This is a genomic window from Streptomyces sp. 840.1, from assembly GCF_003751445.1.
Classification (GTDB): domain Bacteria; phylum Actinomycetota; class Actinomycetes; order Streptomycetales; family Streptomycetaceae; genus Streptomyces.
In genome coordinates, this window is the sequence record NZ_RJUU01000001.1 from 1,136,154 (window position 1) to 1,154,366 (window position 18,213).

General features: G+C 71.5%; 18 protein-coding genes. 9 read left to right on the plus strand and 9 right to left on the minus strand.

Annotated features, from left to right (window positions below; translation table 11 throughout):
- Positions 1-48: 48 nt before the first annotated feature.
- From EDD93_RS05055 to EDD93_RS05065, 3 genes are read right to left on the minus strand one after another with little or no spacing between them, the layout of a single operon-like run.
- Complete coding sequence (locus EDD93_RS05055; protein WP_123524031.1) at positions 49-1,287, minus strand: ketosynthase chain-length factor; 1,239 nt, start codon at positions 1,285-1,287, stop codon at positions 49-51.
- Positions 1,284-2,555: a beta-ketoacyl synthase gene (locus EDD93_RS05060; RefSeq protein ID WP_123524032.1), complete on the minus strand. Its 1,272-nt coding sequence runs from the start codon at positions 2,553-2,555 to the stop codon at positions 1,284-1,286. Before EDD93_RS05060 ends, EDD93_RS05055 begins: the two co-directional genes overlap by 4 nt.
- Entirely contained in the window at positions 2,552-2,881 is a 330-nt protein-coding gene (locus tag EDD93_RS05065; RefSeq protein WP_123524033.1) for a TcmI family type II polyketide cyclase, read from the minus strand. Before EDD93_RS05065 ends, EDD93_RS05060 begins: the two co-directional genes overlap by 4 nt.
- A gap of 411 nt (positions 2,882-3,292) precedes the next feature.
- Between EDD93_RS05065 and EDD93_RS05070 the strand changes: the two genes are divergently transcribed.
- Positions 3,293-4,846, plus strand: a complete 1,554-nt coding sequence (locus EDD93_RS05070; RefSeq protein WP_123524034.1) for an FAD-dependent oxidoreductase — start codon at positions 3,293-3,295, stop codon at positions 4,844-4,846.
- Between the two features lie 87 nt (positions 4,847-4,933).
- On the opposite strand, the gene EDD93_RS05075 is transcribed toward EDD93_RS05070, so the two are convergent.
- A complete protein-coding gene (locus EDD93_RS05075) occupies positions 4,934-5,737 on the minus strand; it encodes an SDR family NAD(P)-dependent oxidoreductase (protein WP_123524035.1) in 804 nt (267 codons plus the stop codon).
- A gap of 126 nt (positions 5,738-5,863) precedes the next feature.
- Entirely contained in the window at positions 5,864-6,976 is a 1,113-nt protein-coding gene (locus tag EDD93_RS05080; RefSeq protein WP_123524036.1) for an NAD(P)/FAD-dependent oxidoreductase, read from the minus strand.
- 225 nt (positions 6,977-7,201) lie between these two features.
- On the opposite strand from EDD93_RS05080, the gene EDD93_RS05085 reads away from it, so the two are divergent.
- Together EDD93_RS05085 and EDD93_RS05090 are read left to right on the plus strand one after the other, a co-directional pair.
- On the plus strand, positions 7,202-8,161 hold the full coding sequence (locus EDD93_RS05085; RefSeq protein ID WP_123524037.1) for an NADP-dependent oxidoreductase: 960 nt from the start codon (positions 7,202-7,204) through the stop codon (positions 8,159-8,161).
- Positions 8,162-8,479: 318 nt separating this feature from the next.
- A complete protein-coding gene (locus EDD93_RS05090) occupies positions 8,480-8,992 on the plus strand; it encodes a TetR/AcrR family transcriptional regulator C-terminal domain-containing protein (RefSeq protein WP_398902909.1) in 513 nt (170 codons plus the stop codon).
- 36 nt (positions 8,993-9,028) lie between these two features.
- On the opposite strand, the gene EDD93_RS05095 is transcribed toward EDD93_RS05090, so the two are convergent.
- The 3 genes from EDD93_RS05095 to EDD93_RS05105 all read right to left on the minus strand — a co-directional run bounded on the left by EDD93_RS05095 (position 9,029) and on the right by EDD93_RS05105 (position 12,354).
- Positions 9,029-9,598, minus strand: coding sequence for a hypothetical protein (locus tag EDD93_RS05095; RefSeq protein WP_123524039.1), 570 nt, complete (start codon positions 9,596-9,598; stop codon positions 9,029-9,031).
- 151 nt (positions 9,599-9,749) lie between these two features.
- The gene (locus EDD93_RS05100; RefSeq protein WP_123524040.1) at positions 9,750-10,562 is read right to left on the minus strand and encodes a DUF4328 domain-containing protein; all 813 of its coding nucleotides are present in this window, start codon (positions 10,560-10,562) and stop codon (positions 9,750-9,752) included.
- Positions 10,563-10,746: 184 nt separating this feature from the next.
- A complete protein-coding gene (locus tag EDD93_RS05105; RefSeq protein ID WP_123524041.1) occupies positions 10,747-12,354 on the minus strand; it encodes a glycoside hydrolase family 20 protein in 1,608 nt (535 codons plus the stop codon).
- 337 nt (positions 12,355-12,691) lie between these two features.
- Here EDD93_RS05105 and EDD93_RS05110 point away from each other — a divergent pair, with 337 nt between their 5' ends.
- The 6 genes from EDD93_RS05110 (at position 12,692) to EDD93_RS05135 (ending at position 17,624) form a co-directional block, all read left to right on the plus strand.
- Positions 12,692-13,201 (plus strand): 2-oxo-4-hydroxy-4-carboxy-5-ureidoimidazoline decarboxylase, encoded by a 510-nt coding sequence (locus EDD93_RS05110; protein ID WP_123524042.1) that lies wholly within the window; start codon positions 12,692-12,694, stop codon positions 13,199-13,201.
- A gap of 230 nt (positions 13,202-13,431) precedes the next feature.
- The gene (sdhC, locus tag EDD93_RS05115) at positions 13,432-13,812 is read left to right on the plus strand and encodes a succinate dehydrogenase, cytochrome b556 subunit (protein ID WP_073732547.1); all 381 of its coding nucleotides are present in this window, start codon (positions 13,432-13,434) and stop codon (positions 13,810-13,812) included.
- Positions 13,813-13,817: 5 nt separating this feature from the next.
- Positions 13,818-14,291, plus strand: a complete 474-nt coding sequence (locus tag EDD93_RS05120) for a succinate dehydrogenase hydrophobic membrane anchor subunit (RefSeq protein WP_024488891.1) — start codon at positions 13,818-13,820, stop codon at positions 14,289-14,291.
- A 30-nt stretch (positions 14,292-14,321) separates the two neighbouring features.
- On the plus strand, positions 14,322-16,076 hold the full coding sequence (gene sdhA / locus EDD93_RS05125; RefSeq protein WP_123524043.1) for a succinate dehydrogenase flavoprotein subunit: 1,755 nt from the start codon (positions 14,322-14,324) through the stop codon (positions 16,074-16,076).
- Positions 16,076-16,852 (plus strand): succinate dehydrogenase iron-sulfur subunit, encoded by a 777-nt coding sequence (locus EDD93_RS05130; protein WP_123524044.1) that lies wholly within the window; start codon positions 16,076-16,078, stop codon positions 16,850-16,852. Before sdhA ends, EDD93_RS05130 begins: the two co-directional genes overlap by 1 nt.
- Positions 16,853-17,033: 181 nt before the next feature.
- A complete protein-coding gene (locus tag EDD93_RS05135; RefSeq protein ID WP_123524045.1) occupies positions 17,034-17,624 on the plus strand; it encodes a hypothetical protein in 591 nt (196 codons plus the stop codon).
- Positions 17,625-17,684: 60 nt separating this feature from the next.
- On the opposite strand, the gene EDD93_RS05140 is transcribed toward EDD93_RS05135, so the two are convergent.
- Complete coding sequence (locus EDD93_RS05140) at positions 17,685-18,194, minus strand: MarR family winged helix-turn-helix transcriptional regulator (protein WP_123524046.1); 510 nt, start codon at positions 18,192-18,194, stop codon at positions 17,685-17,687.
- Between the last annotated feature and the right edge of the window lie 19 nt (positions 18,195-18,213).

Sequence of the window (18,213 nt, forward strand, 5' to 3'; positions counted from 1 at the left end):
TGGGGTGACCGGTGGCGGTGGGAGATCGATGGCCTCTGGCGGGCGCGGTCAGTGGCCGGGGCGGGGCGAGGCGGGGGCGCGCAGTACGACGGCGGAGTTGAAGCCGCCGTGGCCGCGGGCCAGTACCAGTGCGGTACGCAGCGTGGCCTCGCGCGAGCGGCCGACTACCAGGTCGAGGTCGTAGCCGGGTGCGGGGCGGACGTTGACCGCTGCGGGGATCACGCCGTCGCGCAGGGCGAGGAGCGCGGTCGCCAGGTCGAGCGGTGCGGCGCCCGAGTAGAGGCGGCCGGTCATCGTCTTGGGCGCGCTGACGGGCACGCCCCGCTTCCCGAACACCGCGGTGAGCGCGTCGGCCTCGGCCCGGTCCAGTTCCGGGTCGGCGGCCGCGTCGGCGAACACCACGTCGATGTCCGCCGGGTCCGTCTCCGCGTCGGCCAGGGCCAGTTCGATGGCCTTGCGCAGGGCCGGCGGCCGCCCGGTGCCGGGCTTCGGGTCGAAGGTGGCGCCGTATCCGGCGACCTCCCCGTAGCTGTGCGCGCCCCGTTCCCTGGCGGCTTCGGCGTCCTCCAGGATCAGGATCGCGCCGCCCTCGCCCGGCACATGGCCCTGGGCGTCGAGGTCGAAGGGGAGGTAGGCGCGGCCGGGCTCCTCCCTGGTGCTGAGGCGTCCGCTCGCCAGCTGCGCGACCCAGCCCCACGGGCACAGGGAGGCGTCGACGCCGCCGGAGACGACCAGCCGGGTGCCCTTGCGGATCTGGCGTCGGGCCTGGGCGACCGCGTCGAGGCCGCCCGCCTGATCGCTGACGACGACACCGCTGGGCCCCTTCATGCCGTTGCGGATGGAGATCTGGCCGCTGTTGACGGCGTAGAACCAGGCGAACGACTGGTAAGCGGACACGTGCTGGCTGCCCCGGCTCCACAGTTTGCGCAGTTCGTTCTGGCCGAACTCGAAGCCGCCGGAGGCGCTTGCCGTGACCACACCCATGTCGAAGCCGGCGAGCTCGTCGGGGCGTACGCCCGCGTCCGCGAGCGCCCAGTCGGCCGCGGCCAGGGCGATCCTGGTCATGCGGTCGGTCTGTGGGACGAGCCGGCTCGGCAGGTGGTCCTCGGCGGTGAACCCCGTTATCTCTCCGGCCAGTTTGGCCGGGTAGCCCGACGGGTCGAAGCGGGTGAGCCGGCCGATGCCGCTTCTGCCCTCCCGGGTGGCCGCCCAGTGGTCCCGCGCCCCCAGCCCGGTGGGGGAGGCGACGCCGAGCCCGGTCACGACGACGGATGTACGCGTGCTCACACCAGTTTCCTTTCCGGGTCCGCCAGCACCATCGCGCTCTGGAAGCCGCCGAAGCCACTGCCCACGGTGAGCACCGCGTCCGTGAGCTGGTCGCGTGCGTCGATCGGTACGTAGTCGAGGTCGCACTCGGGGTCCGGCGTGTGGAGGTTGGCCGTCGGTGGCACCACGTCGTACTCCATGGCCAGGACGGAGGCGGCGATCTCGATGGAGCCGATGGCGCCCAGCGAGTGGCCCACCATGGACTTGATCGAGCTGACCGGTGTCCGGTAGGCGTGCGCGCCCAGGCTCCGCTTGAACGCGGCGGTCTCGTGGCGGTCGTTCTGCTTGGTGCCCGAACCGTGGGCGTTGATGTAGTCGATGGCCTCGCCGGGCAGCCGCGCCTCGTCGAGGGCGACCCGGATGGCCTCGGCCATCTCCGCGCCGTCCGGGCGCAGTCCGGTCATGTGGTAGGCGTTGGAGCGGGTCGCGTAGCCGGCGATCTCGGCGTAGATGTGCGCGCCGCGCCTGCGGGCGCTGTCCAGTTCCTCCAGGACGAAGACGGCGGCGCCCTCGCCGAGTACGAAGCCGTTGCGCGTCGCGTCGAAGGGGCGTGAGGCGTGGGCCGGGTCGTCGTGGCGGGGGGTGGTGGCCTTGATCGCGTCGAAGCAGGCCAGGGTGATCGGGGAGATCGGCGCGTCCGACGAGCCGGCGACCATGACGTCGGCCGAGCCCTCGCGGATCAGTTCGGCCGCGTAGCCGACCGAGTCGATGCCGGATGTGCAGCCGGTGGAGACCACGGTGCTGGGGCCCTCGGCGCCGACCGCCCAGGCCACCTCGGCGGCGAAGGAGCTGGGCACGAGGTGGTTGTAGAGGTGTGGTGCCGCGTACGCGTGGTCGACCAGGTCGAGCCGGCCGCCGTCGCTGACGACGCGGTACTCCTCGTCGAGTCCCATCGTGGCGCCCACCGCGCTGCCGACGGTGACGCCGGTCCGGTACGGGTCGAGCCCGCCGAACTCGATGCCGCTGTCGGCGACCGCGCCGCGCGCCGCGACCACGGCGAACTGTGCGGCCCGGTCCATCCGCCGGATCTCCTGCGGGGTCAGACCGTGTTCGTACGGGTCGAAGTCGATCTCGGCGGCGACGCGCGAGCGGAACGGCGCGGGGTCGAAGAAGGTGATGCCACGGGTGGCCGTACGGCCCTCGCTCAGCAGGTTCCAGAAGTTCTTGGCACCGACACCGCCGGGGGCCAGGACGTCCAGTCCGGTGATGACGACGCGGCGGGGACTCACGCGGACGCCTCCCAGGAGTAGAAGCGGGACGCCATCGCGTCGGCCGGGGAGCGCCAGGTCGCGGGGTCGTACGCCTGGATGAACGGCTTCAGGTCGTTGCTGATGCCGATGAACCGGGGATCGGTCCTGGCCTCCTCGATCCGCGCTCCGCCGTTGTCCTGGTCGAAGTCCTGGAGGTGGAAGTACAGCCCCCGGTAGGAGAAGAGCTGGCGCCGCCGGGTGCCCATCCGGTGCGGCATCTCGGTGGCGTCGAAGTCGGCGAACAGCCCGGCCACATCCGTGCTCGCGCTCGGTTCCAGTCTGGCGACGATCAAGGTGCTGTGCATGCGTACCCACTCCTCGTTCATGAACAGTGCATGACATGGCGCGACATGTGCCGCGCCACATGTCGCGCCCGGAAAGCCCCCAAGCAGACGCACTGACCCGCGACTTCAAGGTTCATCTGTTCGGATGCGGCGCTCAAGACGAGCCGCTTCAGGGCTTCGTCAGGCCTTCGCCAGGAACCCACGCCAACGTCAGAGCGACGCCGGACTACGTCAGAGCGACGCCGGGCGATGACAGAGAAGTGCCCGGCTTCGACAACTCGCGGCCGTTCAGGTCAGACGAGCCGCACCTGCGGCTGGAGCGACGACGTACTGGTGCAGCATGGGACCGGCCCCCAGGCATCCGGTTTCACCGGCACCCCCGCACCCACCGATTCCCTCTGCAGGATTCCGACAGCAGGAAGCGAGTTGCGGATGCCCCACACACATGGTTCCCCCGCCGCCGAAGGTCACGGCGCCCCCGAGGGCCCCGGCTCCACCGAAGGCTCCGGGCCGGCCCCCGGCTCCCATCCGGTCGTCATTGCCGGTGCGGGCCCCACCGGGCTGCTGCTCGCCGGCGACCTCGCGGCGGCCGGCGTGGACGTCGTGGTGGTCGAGAAGCGCCCGGAGGGCATCAGCAATCTGACCCGCGCCTTCGGCGTGCACGCCAGGACCCTCGAACTCCTCGACGCCCGGGGGCTCGCCGACGAACTCGTCGCCACCGGGCAGATGATCCGCGAGCTGCGGCTGTTCGGAGCCATCCCCTTCGACATCGGAGCCCTGCCCTCCCGTTTCCCCTTCCTGCTGGTGACCCCGCAGTACGAGGTGGAGAAGCTTCTGCTGCGCAGGGCGACGGAGAACGGTGCGGTCATCCGCTACGGCACCGAGGTGCTCGGGCTGACGCAGGACGACGAGGCCGTCACCGTCTCGGTGCGCACCGAGGCGGGCGAGGGCACGCTGCGGGCCTCCTACCTGGTCGGCGCGGACGGCGCACGGAGCGCGGTGCGCGAGGCCCTCGGGCTGCCCTTCCCGGGCAAGGTGGTGATCCGTTCGGTGGCGCTCGCCGATGTGAGGTTCACCGAGCAGCCCAGCCTGGTGGTCCGGGTGCACGGCACCGGCGACGCGTTCGGCTTCATCGCCCCGTTCGGCGACGGGTACTGGCGGGTCGGCGGCTGGGACCGGGCCCACCGGGGCCGGCCGGACGACGCACCGGTCGAGTTCGAGGAACTGCGCTCCCTCATCGAGCGGGCCTTCGGCTCCGACTTCGGGATGCACGACCCGCGCTGGCTCTCCCGCTTCCACAGCGACGAACGCCAGGTGCCCCGGTACCGCGTGGGCCGGGTGCTGCTGGCCGGCGACTCCGCCCACCAGCACTCCCCGGCCGGCGGGCAGGGCATGAACACCGGCCTCCAGGACGCCGTCAACCTCGGCTGGAAACTGGCCGCCGTGCTCGGCGGCCGGGCCTCCGGCGCACTGCTGGACACCTACCACAGCGAGCGCCACCCGGTCGGCCGGGCGGTGTTGCGCAGCAGTGGCCTCAACCTGCGCCTCGCCATGGCGCACAACCCGCTGGAGGTGGCGCTGCGCACGGTGCGCAAGCTGGTGGTGACCCATGTGCGGCCGGTGGCGCGGCAGGCGGTGGGCGAGATCACCGGGATCGGCTACTCCTACCCGGCGCCGCGCGGGGCGCACGCGCTGGTGGGGAAGCGGGCGCCGGACCTGGAGCTGGACGGCGGCCGCCTCTACGAGCGGCTGCGGGAGGGCCGGTTCGTCCTGGTGCTGCCGGCCGGGGCATCCGGCGAGCCCGGCCGGGGTACCGGCTTCGATACCGACGCGCGACGGGAGCGGGTCGTCGTCGCCCGTCGTACGGGCGGCGGCGGCAGGGGTGCGCGCGAGGCGGTCCTGGTGCGGCCCGACGGCTACTACGCCTGGGCGGGGGCGGCCGACGGGCCGGCGGTCGAGGCGGGCCTCGCTCCCTGGCTGGGGTGATCCGGCCGCCGGGCCGCGCACGCGGGAGGCCCCGGAGCAGTCGGTCGCGACTGTTCCGGGGCCTCCCGCGTGCGCGGTATCGCACTGTCAGCGCGGCGGCAGCGGGGAGAGGGTGGGGAGGTGGGCGAGGAAGCCGCCGTCCACGGAGAGCACTTGCCCGGTGATGAAGGAGGCGGCGGGAGAGGCGAGGTAGGCCACCAGCTGGCTCACGTCGTCCGGCGTGCCGAGCCGCGGAATGAGGTTCGCGCTGCGGAACATCTCCTGCACCGGTACGGGCATGTCCGCCTCCAGGGCCGGAGTGCGCACCAGTCCGGGCGCGACGGCGTTGCAGCGGATGCCGTCCGCACCGTACGCGGCGGCCACGAAGCGGGTCAGCGCGACCAGCCCGCCCTTGGAGCTGCCGTAGGCGACCATCACCCGGTCCCCCGAAAGGCCCTGGCCACTGGTGATGTTGATGATCGACCCGCCGCCGCGCTCGATCATCACCGGCACCGTGTGCTTGCACAGCAGCATCGGGCCGCGCAGGTTCACGGCGAACACCTGGTCCCAGAGCTCGACGGACATCGACACCACGTCCCGGTCCTGCGGGATCGCGGAGGTCAGCGCCGCGTTGTTGTCCAGGACGTCGATGCCGCCGAAGGTGTCCACGGTGAAGTCCACCAGGCTCTTGACACTGTCCTCCGAGGCGATGTCGACGCCGCGCCCGACCACCGAGAGCCCCTTGGCGGCCAGCTCGGCGGCCGCCGCGCGGGCCGGCACCTCGGCGACGTCCGCGAGGACGACATCCGCGCCCGCCGTCGCCAGCGCCTCCACCGTGGCGACACCGATCCCTCCGGCACCGCCGGTGACCACGGCCACCTTGCCGGCGAGGGACTGCGTTCCGTTAGCCATCGGTCATCGACCTCTCGTTCGGTTCGGGAATCAACCCGATCCTGGCGGACGCGCATGAAGACAGTGCTGCGGGAACATGTCGTGGTAGGTCGAACTCAGCTGTTTGTGAACGGAGTTGACGTTGCGTCAGCTCGCGGAGCTCGGTGCGGCCGAAGCCCCGAACAGTTCCGCGAAGCGCCCGAGCAGCAGATCGTCACCCTTGTAACGGGCCGTCTCGGCGGCGCCCAGCACCACCGGACCGTCCGGCCCCGGCACCTGCGAGGCCCCGCCGGCCGAACCCAGCGGTACCAGCACCGCTTCCTCGCCCGGCCGGTAGCTCTGCTCCGGCGACCGGCCCGCGGCCAGCGCCCTGATGTTGGCGGCGACGACGGCCGCGTGCTCGGAGGCGGCCTTGGACCGCTTCGGCTCGGGGACGGCCGTGACGTCACCGACGGCGAAGACGTTCGACGCGCCCGCCACCCGCAGGTACTCGTCCACCTCCACATGCCCGTCCGGGCGCCGCGCGGCGCCGAGTTCGCCGTGCAGCATGCCGCTGAGGGGCACCACGCCGTAGCAGCGGAACCACAGATCCGCCTCGATCCGCGCGCCCGCCTCCGTGGTGACCGAGAACGGCTCACGGACGCCCGGCGGCACGGACGGCGGCGCCGTCAGCGCACTGCCCAGCTCCAGCCGCACCCCCCGGTCGGTCAGCTGCTCGCGCAGCGCGCGGCGCAGCTCGGGCAGATAGCGGCCGCCGAGCACGTCGTCGGCGGTGTCGACCACCACCACCTCGGTCTGCGGCCACTGCTCGGTGATCTCCCCGGCCAGCTCAAGCCCCACGGGACCGGCCCCGAGCAGCAGCACCCGCGACGCGGAGGCGAGTTCGGCGCGCGTCGCGGCATGCCGGAGCTGAGAGTCGGCGCTGTCCTCGGTGTCGGGTTTGGCCGGGTAGGGGTAGGAGGAGCCGGTGGCCAGGACCACGTAGTCCGCGTCGACCCGGGTGCCGTCGGCGGTGGTGACACCGCCCGCGTCCACCGCCACGGCGCGGTCGCGCAGATGGCGGCCACGGCTGAACAGCCCGTCGTAGCCGAAGTAGATCCGCTGCGCCCAGTCCGCGTCGACCAGCCCGCGCAGCGCCGCCACCGCGTGGACGAAGGCGTCCCTGGGGTCGATCAGTACGACATCGAAGTCCGGGTCGAGCTGGCGGGCCAGAGCGACCCCTCCGTATCCGCCACCGACGATCGCGACCGTGCTGCCCATACGTGCGCTCCTTGTACTCACCGCGTGGAACCCGCTGTCCGCAGCGGGGCTCCGCATCCGGAACGGGGCTCCGCCCACGTCAGCGGAGCCTAGCCGCCCAGTCAGGTAAAATGCAATCTGCATGGCAATTAGGGGCTGGGCGGACGGCCCGGATCAGGCGCCGCCGTATCCATGGGGCCCCGCACGACCCACCGTGACCACGAGACGGAAGCGTCGAGGTACCGCATGCCCATCGCCTATGTTCACGACAGTTTCGGCGGACCGGAGGTCGAGCACTTCGCGGAGCTGCCCCGACCGGTGCCGGGCCAGGGCCAGTTGCTGGTGGCCGTGCGCGCGGCGGGTGTCAACCCGGTGGACTGGAAGCGCCGTTCGGGCCGCCGGCCGGCCGGCGCGCCCGGGGTGGAGCTGCCGGCCGTGATGGGCGGCGAGGCGGCGGGCGAGGTGGTCGAGCTCGGCCCCGGCACCACCGGCTTCGCCGTGGGGGACGCGGTCCTCGGCGGCCCGGTGACCGGCGGGTACGCGCAGTACACGCTGCTGCCCGCGCGGTCGGCGGTGCACAAGCCGCCGGAGGTCTCCTGGACCGACGCCGCCGTACTGCCGATCGCCGCCGCGACCGGCTACGCCGCGGTGCACCGGCTCGGACTGCCGGCGGGGGCGACGCTGCTGGTGACCGGGGTGGCGGGAGGGGTCGGAGTGGCGGCCGCCCAGGTGGCGTCGGGCAGCGGCCTGACGGTGGTGGGCTCGGCCGCCCCGGCCAAGCGGGAGTTCGCCGAGGCGCTGGGCATACGGTTCGTCGCCTCCGGGCCGGGACTCGCGGCGCGGGTGGCGGCGGCCGCGCCGCACGGCGTGGACGGTGTCCTCGACCTGGTCGGAGGAGACGTGCTGGAGGAGGCCGCCGCTCTCCTGGCGGACCGCACCAAGCTGGTGAGCGGCGCCGACCGGGAGGCGGTCGCCGCACTCGGCGGGGCCCCGGTGGGGCCGGTACGGGACCTGGCGATACTGGGCGCGGTGGTGGAGCTGGTCCGCACCGGAGCCCTGGACCCGAAGGTGACCCGGGTGGTCCCCTTCGAGCAGGCGCCGCTGGCGGTACGGGCGGTGGAGAGCGGGCACAGCCTGGGCAAGACGGTCCTGGAGATGCCGCCCCCGGGGGCACGCATCGCGCCGGACGTCCGGGCCGCCGAGTAGCGGAGGACCGGAAAGTAAAGTACAACGTGCACGGTAAAACGGTCCCGGGCCGCTTGGACCGACCTGCACGACAGCCGGACCCGGACCACCCCGGGCCGACCGGCCACCGACCACCTGATCAACCGGAGGCTCCCCCTGAACACCACACCGACGGCGCCCGCCGAGCCGGAGGCGGGCGCGGCGTCACGCTCGCCCGGCACGGGCCGCCCCGGCGTCAGGGCCGGGAAGCGCCGGGCCATCACGCAGGGCGCGCGCACGGTCTTCGGCCGGGACGGGTACAGCCGCACCAGTATCGAGGCCATCGCCGCCGAGGCCGGGGTGTCCACGCGCACCATCTACAACCACTTCGACGGCAAGGACCACCTCTTCGCCGACGTGGTGCACAACAGCGCCAGCCAGGTGGCGGACGCCTTCATCGCCACCGTGCACGAACAGGTCACCGGCACCGACCCGAAGGCCGACCTGCTCGCGCTGGGCAACGCCTTCGTCGGCCAGCGCACCCAGTTCCCCGAGCACTTCGCGATGATCCAGCAAATCATGGCCGAAGTGCAGCACTTCCCCGCCGCCGTGATCGACACCTGGCAGCAGGCCGGCCCCCTGCGGGTGCAGCGGGAGGTCGCCCGGCAGCTGGAACTCCTCACGGAGGCGGGGCTGTTGCGCATAGAGGACCCGGCGCTGGGCACCCTGCACTTCATCGCGCTGGTGACGTCCGAGATCACCATCCGCCCGCACGGGAGCCCCGCACTGAGCCCGGCCCGGATGCGCGACTGCGTCACCAGGGCCGTCGAGACCTTCCTCCACGGATACGGGGCCGCACCCGGCACGGGGTGAGCACCGCCGGGTCCCCCGCCGCCGGGGGGGGCCGCCTCACCCCCGCACGCGTGCGCGCCGCGAGAGCGCCGCACGCAGCACGCGCTGCCCCTCGGCCGACACGTCCAGCACCTGGCGCAGCCCGGCCCCGGCCGGAGCCGCGTCGGCGATGTCCGCCAGCATCTCCAGGATCCGGGTCTGGCGCGCGTTCTCCCCGGCCAGCAGCGGTCCCGCCCCGCGCGGATCGCCCGCCCGGCACCGCCCCACCAGCCCCGCCGCGCCGGCGCGTTCGGCGTCGTGGCCGAGGTGGATCTCCAGGGCCAGCACCGAGCAGTCGTCGGCCCAGTCGCGCAGCCCGGCGCCCGCCCGGTCCGCAGGCGCCTCGCCGAGCAGTGCGCGGATCCGCCGGACGGCCGTGTCCGGGCCGGGCAGTGCGTCCAGCGCCGCCCGCGCCTCGGCCAGCCGGTCCGCCCAGGCCGCCCGGTCCGCGCAGCCGGCCCAGAGCGGGCGCAGCGGGTCGGGGTCGGCGCCCTCGGCGGGCTGCGGCAGGCAGCGGTCGAGGCAGGCGGCCCCGCTCGCGGCCAGGGCCCGCTCGTCGGCGGCGGCGATCAGTTCCAGCAGGCTCATCGGCAGTCTCCCGTCGGCCCTCCCCATGCCAGGACGCATGGGGACGCAGCGCTTCCTGTTACCGCGTTCAGCGCCGAATGGCCGAAAATCGTCACTGCGTTCGGCCGAAACCGCTTGCTACCCGCAGGCCGGGCGCTACCGGGAAAAGCCGCTAGAACCGGGCCGTGAGCGGGAACAGGCCGAGGGCGGCCCGCTCGCCCTGCATTCTCGTCAGCTCGCGCACGAACCGGATCGCGAGGATCGCGGCGGCGATGTCGAGCAGATCGGAGACCATCATCATCGAGGCGGCGTCCATGATCTCCTGCGGCTGCTCGGCCTGGTCGTAGCGCTGGGAGGCGATCCGGCCGAACAACAGCGTGGCCACCCAGGCGCCCCACCACTGGTTGATCGGGGCGTGGGAGACCTGGCGCCAGGTGCCGTCGGTGTTGGTCTGCGCGCTGGCGGTCCAGATGCCGCCCGCGATCCGGCGCGGCAGCCACAGCCCGGCGACCGGGACGAACCAGCCGCCGATGGCCCAGCCGGGCCGCATCGGCTGGGCGCTCGAGTCGAAGATCTCGGCGTTCGCCCGGACCCGCCAGAACCACATGATGAAGCCGACGGCGGTGGCGATGGTGGTGAGGAGCTGGAGGACTCCGGCGCCCGCGTAGAACAGGTCGGCGCGGTCGGCCTCCGCCTGGTCGATCGCCAGGAAACCGCCGTAGGGGCCGAAGTCGAGGCCGTCGTCGATCAGCGAGCGGAGGTTGAGGTCTGCGGCCACCGCCAGCAGGTCCGCCCCGATGACCACCAGCAGCAGGACGACGACGGCCTTCGCGAGCCCTTCGGGCGAGCGCAGCCACTGCTGCGGGGCGATGAAGGCCGGGGTGGAGGAGGCCCGGGTCCTGGCCGGTCCGGCGGTCCGTGCGCAGGGCGCGCACCGTCCGTCGGAGCCGGCCGGCGGTCTGGTGCCGCAGATGGAGCACAGCATGGAGCAACCCCCCAGGGTTGTGGGCGCGCGGAGATCCCGGGCGCGGACGAGAGCGGATGGCCGAGGCCGCGCGCTCCTCCCCAAGTGCGCGCGACCTCCGGAACCTAGCCCCAGGTCACCGCCCTGTCCACATAAAAACCACAGGTCCCCCACGAGCTCCCCGCACACCGGCGCCGGTGCGTGCTCAGCCCTTGTCGATCTCCCCGGCCAGCTTCCGGAATCCGTCCCAGCTCAGCTTCGGCTTCCCCGGGTCCCACAGCTTCTGGGACGTCGCACGCAGCGGCATCCGGATGCCCTGCGCGACCTGAGCGGCGGTCTGGGCGTTCGGCAGGTCGCCCCAGACGGCGAAGCGGCCGCCGAGGATCTGGTGCGAGTAGCGGGCCGGGACGGGGGTGGTGCCGCGCATGACGAGGGGGGTCCACTGCTCGTAGATCCGCTTGCCGGTGGGGTAGACGAAGTCGTTGGGCTGGCCGAGTACGTAGTAGAGGAACTCGTCGTTGAGGTTCAGCACCTTGCGGCCCTCGCGCAGGTACTCGTCCGGCTGCCGGGCCCCGTACTCCTTGCCCGTCCAGTACTCGATCTCGATGTTCTTCCCGGCCTTGACGACGCCGTCGCGGAAGAGGCCGTCGTTCCACGCCTTGGGCTGCTTTCCGTGCGGGCGGACCACCGCCGCGCGGTCGTTGAGCCAGCCGGTGGCGAGGTCCTCGATCCCGGCCTGCGGCCCGTACTTGCGCACGGCGGCGCGCTGCAGCTGGGGATAGGAGGCGGCGGGGTCCCGCGCCAGCAGGGCGAGGTACTCGTCGGCGCCCAGGTGCCAGTAGGAGCCGGGGAAGAGCTCGGTGTACTCACCGAGGAGCTCGTCGATGAGCTTCGCCGCGCCGGGCTTGGAGATGTCGAGCGATCCGGCCGAGGCGACGCCCGACACGTTGCGCAGCTGGAGGTCGGGGTGGGCGCGCAGGACCGCGCCGAGGTGGCCCGGGGAGTCGATCTCCGGGACGACCTGGATGTGCAGCTTGCCGGCCAGGGCGACGATCTTCCGGACCTGCGCCTTGGTCAGGTGCTCGGGCGACACGATCTCGGGGTGGGTGTCGGACTGGACGCGGAAGGCCTGGTCGTCGGAGAAGTGCAGGCCGAGCTGGTTGAGCTTGAGGTCGGCCATGTCGCGCAGCCGGTCCTCGATCCAGCCGACGCTGTAGAACTTGCGCGCGATGTCGAGGTTGAGCCCGCGCTGCGGGCGGTCGGGGCGGTCGCGCACCTCGCCCTCGGGCATGATTCCGTCGGCCCGCACCGACTGCTTGAGGGTGCGGGTCCCGTAGAAGACGCCCGCCTGGCCGGGCCCGCTGATCGTGACGCGGCCGTCGTGGGTCTTCAGCGTGTACGACTCCGGCCCGCCTTCGGCCGTCGGGGTGAGGGCCAGTTCCACATCGCCGGCCCGCGCCGCCTTCTCGCCCCGGTAGGCGATCTTCAGCTCGCCCGCGAGCAGCCGCCCCTCGTCGTCGAGCGCCTTGCTGCCGCCGGCGATCACCACCGCGCTGTCCTTGCCCGGCCGCCAGCCGGGGCCGTGGGCGGGGGTGTGCTCGCGTACGGCGGGGATGGCGCGGGGCGTCTTGGAGAGCGGGTAGCTCCGGGTCGGGGAGGGGGTGGGGGCGGCGGACGTGGCCTTGGGCGAGGTCTGGGAGTCGGACCTGTGTGCGGGGTCGGAGCTGTCGGGCCACAGGACGACGGTGAGCGTCACCGCGGCGGCCGCGGTGACGGCCGCTCCGGCCGCGAGGGCGCCGCGTGAGAGCGACATCGGTCAGAAACCTCCGGTTTTAGTGGGAAAGAGAGCAGAAGTAAGGAGATAGCCGGGCATTCTCCTCGCTGTTTCGTGCATCAGTCGTTCCGAAACTCTCCGGTCCGCTCTCCCGTCCGGGTGAAATTCGTACATCCGCCGGACGGCCGTTGCCCGGACTCGCTAGCTTTGAGGCACATTCGTCTCTCCCTTCACCCTGCATCCACCTGGTCACACCGATCCCTCCCCACTCCAGGTTCACAGATGCCGCTGATTCGAGGAGCCCACGCTGTCCAGGTCCAGCGAGTCCCACGCCGGCCTGCCGGAGCAACCGCGCCGGCCCGTCCGGCGGGCCGCCGTGCCCGTACAGAGCTGCGGGCCCGCACCCGGCCGGCCCTGCTCGCACGCCCCGGGCCTGCACCGTCTCAACGCCGCGCCGGCCGCCGACGTCGAGGCCGCCCTGCTCGACTGCTTCGGCAGCCGCCGCTGGGCGCAGCGGCTGGCCGCCCACCGCCCCTACCCGGACCTGGACGCGCTGCTCGCCGCCGCCGACGAGGCGGGCTACGACCTGTCCCTCACCGACCGCGCCGAGGCGCTCGCCGTCGAGGCCTCCCCGGCCCTGGCGCCCGACGCGGCACCCTCCGCCCACCTCGCGCTGGCCGCCGCGCACGCCGCGTACGAGAGCCGCTTCGGCCACGTCTTCGTCATCTGCCTCGACGGCGTCCGGCCCGCCGAGCACCCCGACCAGGTGCTGGCCGGCATCCGGGCGAGGCTTGCCCACGACCCCGACCAGGAGCGCGTGGTGACGGCGGACGAGATGCGGCGACTCGCCCGGGGCCGCATCATCGGGCTGGTATCGAGTCAGTAACGGGTTACCGGCCGGCCGGGAGGGCCCCGCCCCGGGAAGTGGCCTGTCCCCGGGCCCTGCCTAGGCCGTACGTGCCTGATTGATTGCCACTTTGATCACACCAGAGGCCCCGGCGCGAACGAACCGACAAACCGTCGCTACGATGGCCGGGGCCGGTGGACCGTACCCGGCCGGGTCAGACCGACAGTCAAGCCGGCCGACCCCAATCCCCGCTCCCGGAGGGTTCTTCCGTGCCGGCTGGAACGCTGTACCGCGGCCGGGAAGGCATGTGGTCCTGGGTGGCTCATCGAGTCACCGGTGTCCTCATTTTCTTCTTCCTGTTCGTACACGTCCTGGACACCGCTCTCGTCCGTGTCTCCCCCGAGGCCTACGACGAGGTCGTGGCCACGTACAAGACATGGCCCGTCGCGCTCCTTGAATACGGCCTCGTGGCCGCGATTCTCTTCCATGCGCTGAACGGTCTCCGCATCATCGCTGTGGACTTCTGGGCCAAGGGCCCGCGACTCCAGAAGCAGATGCTCTGGACCGTGCTGGGCATCTGGATCGTGCTCATGGTCGGGGCCCTGTACCCCGTCCTCGGCCACGCCGTCCGTTCCATCTTCGGGAGCTGAGGCCCATGTCCACCGAGACTTCCGCGATCGGCGCAGTCGAAGGCGTCAGCCTCTACGATGTCGACAATCCGGCCCCCGTGATCGAGCCCCCGCGTACGCGGACCGGCAAGACGCCCAAGGGGTCGCGCACCAACTTCGAGATGTACGCCTGGCTCTTCATGCGCCTGTCGGGCATCGTCCTGGTCGTCCTGGTCATCGGCCACCTGCTGATCCAGCTGGTGCTGGACGGCGGCGTCTCCAAGGTCGGCTTCGCCTTCGTGGCCGGCCGCTGGGCCTCGCCGTTCTGGCAGATGTGGGACCTGGCGATGCTGTGGCTCGCCATGCTGCACGGTGCCAACGGTCTCCGTACGGTCATCAACGACTACGCCGAACGGGACAACACCCGCTTCTGGCTGAAGATGCTGCTGTACACCGCCACGGTGTTCACCGTCCTGCTGGGCACGCTGGTGATCTTCACCTTCGACCCGAACATCCGCTAGGCGCCGGGCCCGAAGGACCAGAGGTAAACCATGCAGATCCACAAGTACGACACCGTCATCGTCGGCGCCGGCGGCGCCGGCATGCGCGCGGCCATCGAGTCGACCAAGCGCAGCCGCACCGCCGTGCTGACCAAGCTCTATCCCACCCGCTCCCACACGGGCGCGGCGCAGGGCGGCATGGCCGCGGCGCTCGCCAACGTGGAGGAGGACAACTGGGAGTGGCACACCTTCGACACGATCAAGGGCGGCGACTACCTGGTCGACCAGGACGCCGCCGAGATCCTGGCGAAGGAGGCCATCGACTCCGTTCTCGACCTGGAGAAGATGGGCCTGCCGTTCAACCGCACGCCCGAGGGCAAGATCGACCAGCGCCGTTTCGGCGGCCACAGCCGTAACCACGGCGAGGCCCCGGTCCGCCGGTCCTGCTACGCCTCGGACCGCACCGGCCACATGATCCTCCAGACGCTGTACCAGAACTGCGTCAAGGAGGGTGTGGAGTTCTTCAACGAGTTCTACGTCCTGGACCTGCTGCTCCAGGAGGTGGACGGGGTCAAGAAGTCGGCCGGCGTCGTCGCGTACGAGCTGGCGACCGGCGAGATCCACGTCTTCCAGGCGAAGTCGATCATCTTCGCCTCCGGTGGCACCGGCAAGTTCTTCAAGGTGACGTCGAACGCGCACACCCTGACCGGTGACGGCCAGGCCGCCGCGTACCGCCGCGGTCTGCCGCTGGAGGACATGGAGTTCTTCCAGTTCCACCCGACGGGCATCTGGCGCATGGGCATCCTGCTGACGGAGGGCGCCCGCGGTGAGGGCGGCATCCTCCGCAACAAGGACGGCGAGCGCTTCATGGAGAAGTACGCGCCCGTCATGAAGGACCTCGCGTCCCGTGACGTCGTCTCCCGCTCCATCTACACGGAGATCCGCGAGGGCCGGGGCTGCGGTCCCGAGGGCGACCACGTCTACCTCGACCTGACGCACCTCCCGCCGGAGCAGCTGGACGCCAAGCTCCCGGACATCACGGAGTTCGCGCGTACGTACCTCGGCATCGAGCCCTACACGGACCCGATCCCGATCCAGCCGACCGCGCACTACGCCATGGGCGGCATCCCGACTAACGTCGAGGGCGAGGTGCTGGCCGACAACACCACCGTCGTCCCGGGCCTGTACGCCGCCGGCGAGGTCGCCTGTGTCTCCGTGCACGGCGCCAACCGCCTCGGCACCAACTCGCTGCTCGACATCAACGTCTTCGGACGCCGGTCGGGCATCGCCGCCGCCGAGTACTCCGCGAAGAACGACTACGTCGAGCTTCCCGAGAACCCGGCGCAGATGGTCATCGACCAGGTCGAGCGGCTGCGCAACTCCACGGGCACCGAGCGCGTCTCGGCGATCCGCCTGGAGCTGCAGGAGTGCATGGACGCCAACGTGATGGTGTTCCGCACCGAGCAGACCATCAAGACCGCGGTCGACAAGATCGCGGAGCTGCGCGAGCGCTACCTCAACGTGTCCATCCAGGACAAGGGCAAGCGGTTCAACACGGACCTGCTGGAGGCCGTCGAGCTGGGCAACCTGCTGGACCTCGCGGAGGTCATGGCGACCTCAGCGCTGGCCCGCAAGGAGTCCCGCGGCGGTCACTACCGCGAGGACTACCCGAACCGCGACGACGTCAACTTCATGCGCCACACCATGGCGTACCGCGAGGTCGCAGACGACGGCACCGAGTCGATCCGGCTGGACTACAAGCCGGTCGTCCAGACCCGCTACCAGCCGATGGAGCGTAAGTACTGATGGCTACCCCCACGATGGAAAAGGCCGACAAGGTCCCCGAGCCCGAGGCCGGCTTCGCCGACACCCCGTACATCACCGCCACCTTCCGGATCCGCCGGTTCAACCCGGAGGTCTCCGAGGAGTCCGAGTGGCAGGACTTCCAGATCGAGATCGACCCGAAGGAGCGTGTTCTCGACGCCCTTCACAAGATCAAGTGGGAGACCGACGGAACGCTGACCTTCCGGCGCTCCTGCGCACACGGCATCTGCGGCTCGGACGCGATGCGGATCAACGGCAAGAACAGGCTCGCCTGCAAGACGCTGATCAAGGACCTGAGCCCGGAGAAGCCGATCACGGTCGAGGCCATAAAGGGCCTCACGGTCCTCAAGGACCTCGTGGTCGACATGGACCCGTTCTTCCAGGCCTACCGCGACGTCATGCCCTTCCTCATCACCAAGGGGAACGAGCCGACCCGCGAGCGTCTGCAGTCCGCCGAGGACCGCGAGCGCTTCGACGACACCACCAAGTGCATCCTGTGCGCCGCGTGCACGTCCTCGTGCCCGGTGTTCTGGAACGACGGGCAGTACTTCGGCCCGGCGGCGATCGTCAACGCGCACCGCTTCATCTTCGACTCGCGCGACGAGGGCGGCGAGCAGCGCCTCGAGATCCTCAACGACCGTGACGGGGTGTGGCGTTGCCGCACCACCTTCAACTGCACGGACGCCTGCCCGCGTGGCATCGAGGTCACCAAGGCGATCCAGGAGGTCAAGCGCGCGCTGATCACGCGTCGCTTCTGACCTTCCTGCCGCACCGGTAGCATCCAGGGCCCCGTCCTCCGCGCGAACACCGTGCGGGACGGGGCCTCATGGCTGCGCGGCGCGGCCCGCGACGGTACCGTCGTGCGGAACCGGACACCGGTTCGCCGCCCACGTCGCAGCAGAGCACGGGGGCTCACAGCCCGATCGAGAGCAGGAAACGTTGAGCGATCCGAATCCGTACGCGGACGACTCATACAAGTGGGGGCCTGCCCAGCAACCCGCAAGCCCGCCCACCATGCCGGACGGCCAGGCATACGGCTATCCGGCCGCCGGAAACCCGGCACCCGGCTACCAGCAGCCCTTCCAGGACGCGCCGCCCCCGGGTTACGGCTACCCGGCGACCCAGCCGGCGGTGCCCGGCTACGGCTACCCGGGGCAGCAGGGCATGGTCCCGACGGGCGGCGGCGGCGCGCCGCTGCTGACCATCGGCGACATCACGGTCATGGGCGACTCCATCGTGACGCCGTCCGGGACGATGCCCCTCAAGGGTGCCGCGTGGACGGCCACGGACATGTCGCGCACCGAGGAGAAGATCCCCACGGTCGGGATCGTGCTGGCGATCGTCTTCGCCCTGCTGTGCCTGATCGGTCTGCTCTTCCTGCTGATGAAGGAGAAGAAGACGACCGGGTTCATCCAGGTGTCGGTGACCAGCGGTGGCCGGCACCACTCGACGATGATCCCGGCCACGCACCCGGAGACCTTCGCGATGGTGATGTCGCAGATCAACAGCGCCCGCTCGCTGAGCTTCTGAAGTCCGGGCCCGGGGCGCCGGGCGGGCGGGGACCGCGGGGGTCCCCGCCCGGGGCCCCGGTCAGTCCCAGTGCGCGCCGCCCCGGTCCTCGGCGATCACCATGATCCGCCGCAGCATGGAGTTGAGCAGGCCGCGCTCCTCCTTGTCCAGGACGTGGAGCAGCCGCTCCTCCTCGTTGCCGAGGAAGTCCATCGCGCCGAGCCAGGTCGAGCGCCCCCGGTCGGTCAACTCCACGTCCACGCGCCGCCGGTCGGTGGTGGAGGGGGTACGGCGGACGAATCCGCGGCGCTCCAGGGCGTCCAGCCGGCCGGTGACGGAGGCGGGCGCGAGGTCGAGGTCGGCGGCGAGATCGGACGGGGCGGCCTTGCCGCCGTGCCCGGCGAGTTTGTGCAGCGTGTCGAACTCCTGGCGGTCCAGGTCGAAGTCGACGAGGGACTGTTCACGCACCCGGCGCAGATGGACGGAGAGCTTCTTCATCCGGGTCACCGCCCCCTCGATGTCCGGGTCGAGTTCGGGAAGCACCGGCTTCCACCGCTCCACGTGTCCGTCGGTCCAGTCGCGTTGCTCCATGGTCCACACCCTACGCCGA

Coding starts and splice junctions, on each gene's coding strand:
- EDD93_RS05075 (WP_123524035.1), bottom strand. CDS start 5,737: ATGGCTAACGGAACGCAGTCCCTCGCCGGCAAGGTGGCCGTGGTCACC.
- EDD93_RS05085 (WP_123524037.1), top strand. CDS start 7,202: ATGCCCATCGCCTATGTTCACGACAGTTTCGGCGGACCGGAGGTCGAG.
- EDD93_RS05130 (WP_123524044.1), top strand. CDS start 16,076: ATGGCTACCCCCACGATGGAAAAGGCCGACAAGGTCCCCGAGCCCGAG.
- sdhA (WP_123524043.1), top strand. CDS start 14,322: ATGCAGATCCACAAGTACGACACCGTCATCGTCGGCGCCGGCGGCGCC.
- EDD93_RS05065 (WP_123524033.1), bottom strand. CDS start 2,881: ATGCACAGCACCTTGATCGTCGCCAGACTGGAACCGAGCGCGAGCACG.
- EDD93_RS05105 (WP_123524041.1), bottom strand. CDS start 12,354: ATGTCGCTCTCACGCGGCGCCCTCGCGGCCGGAGCGGCCGTCACCGCG.
- EDD93_RS05080 (WP_123524036.1), bottom strand. CDS start 6,976: ATGGGCAGCACGGTCGCGATCGTCGGTGGCGGATACGGAGGGGTCGCT.
- EDD93_RS05070 (WP_123524034.1), top strand. CDS start 3,293: ATGCCCCACACACATGGTTCCCCCGCCGCCGAAGGTCACGGCGCCCCC.
- EDD93_RS05120 (WP_024488891.1), top strand. CDS start 13,818: ATGTCCACCGAGACTTCCGCGATCGGCGCAGTCGAAGGCGTCAGCCTC.
- EDD93_RS05100 (WP_123524040.1), bottom strand. CDS start 10,562: ATGCTGTGCTCCATCTGCGGCACCAGACCGCCGGCCGGCTCCGACGGA.
- EDD93_RS05140 (WP_123524046.1), bottom strand. CDS start 18,194: ATGGAGCAACGCGACTGGACCGACGGACACGTGGAGCGGTGGAAGCCG.
- EDD93_RS05095 (WP_123524039.1), bottom strand. CDS start 9,598: ATGAGCCTGCTGGAACTGATCGCCGCCGCCGACGAGCGGGCCCTGGCC.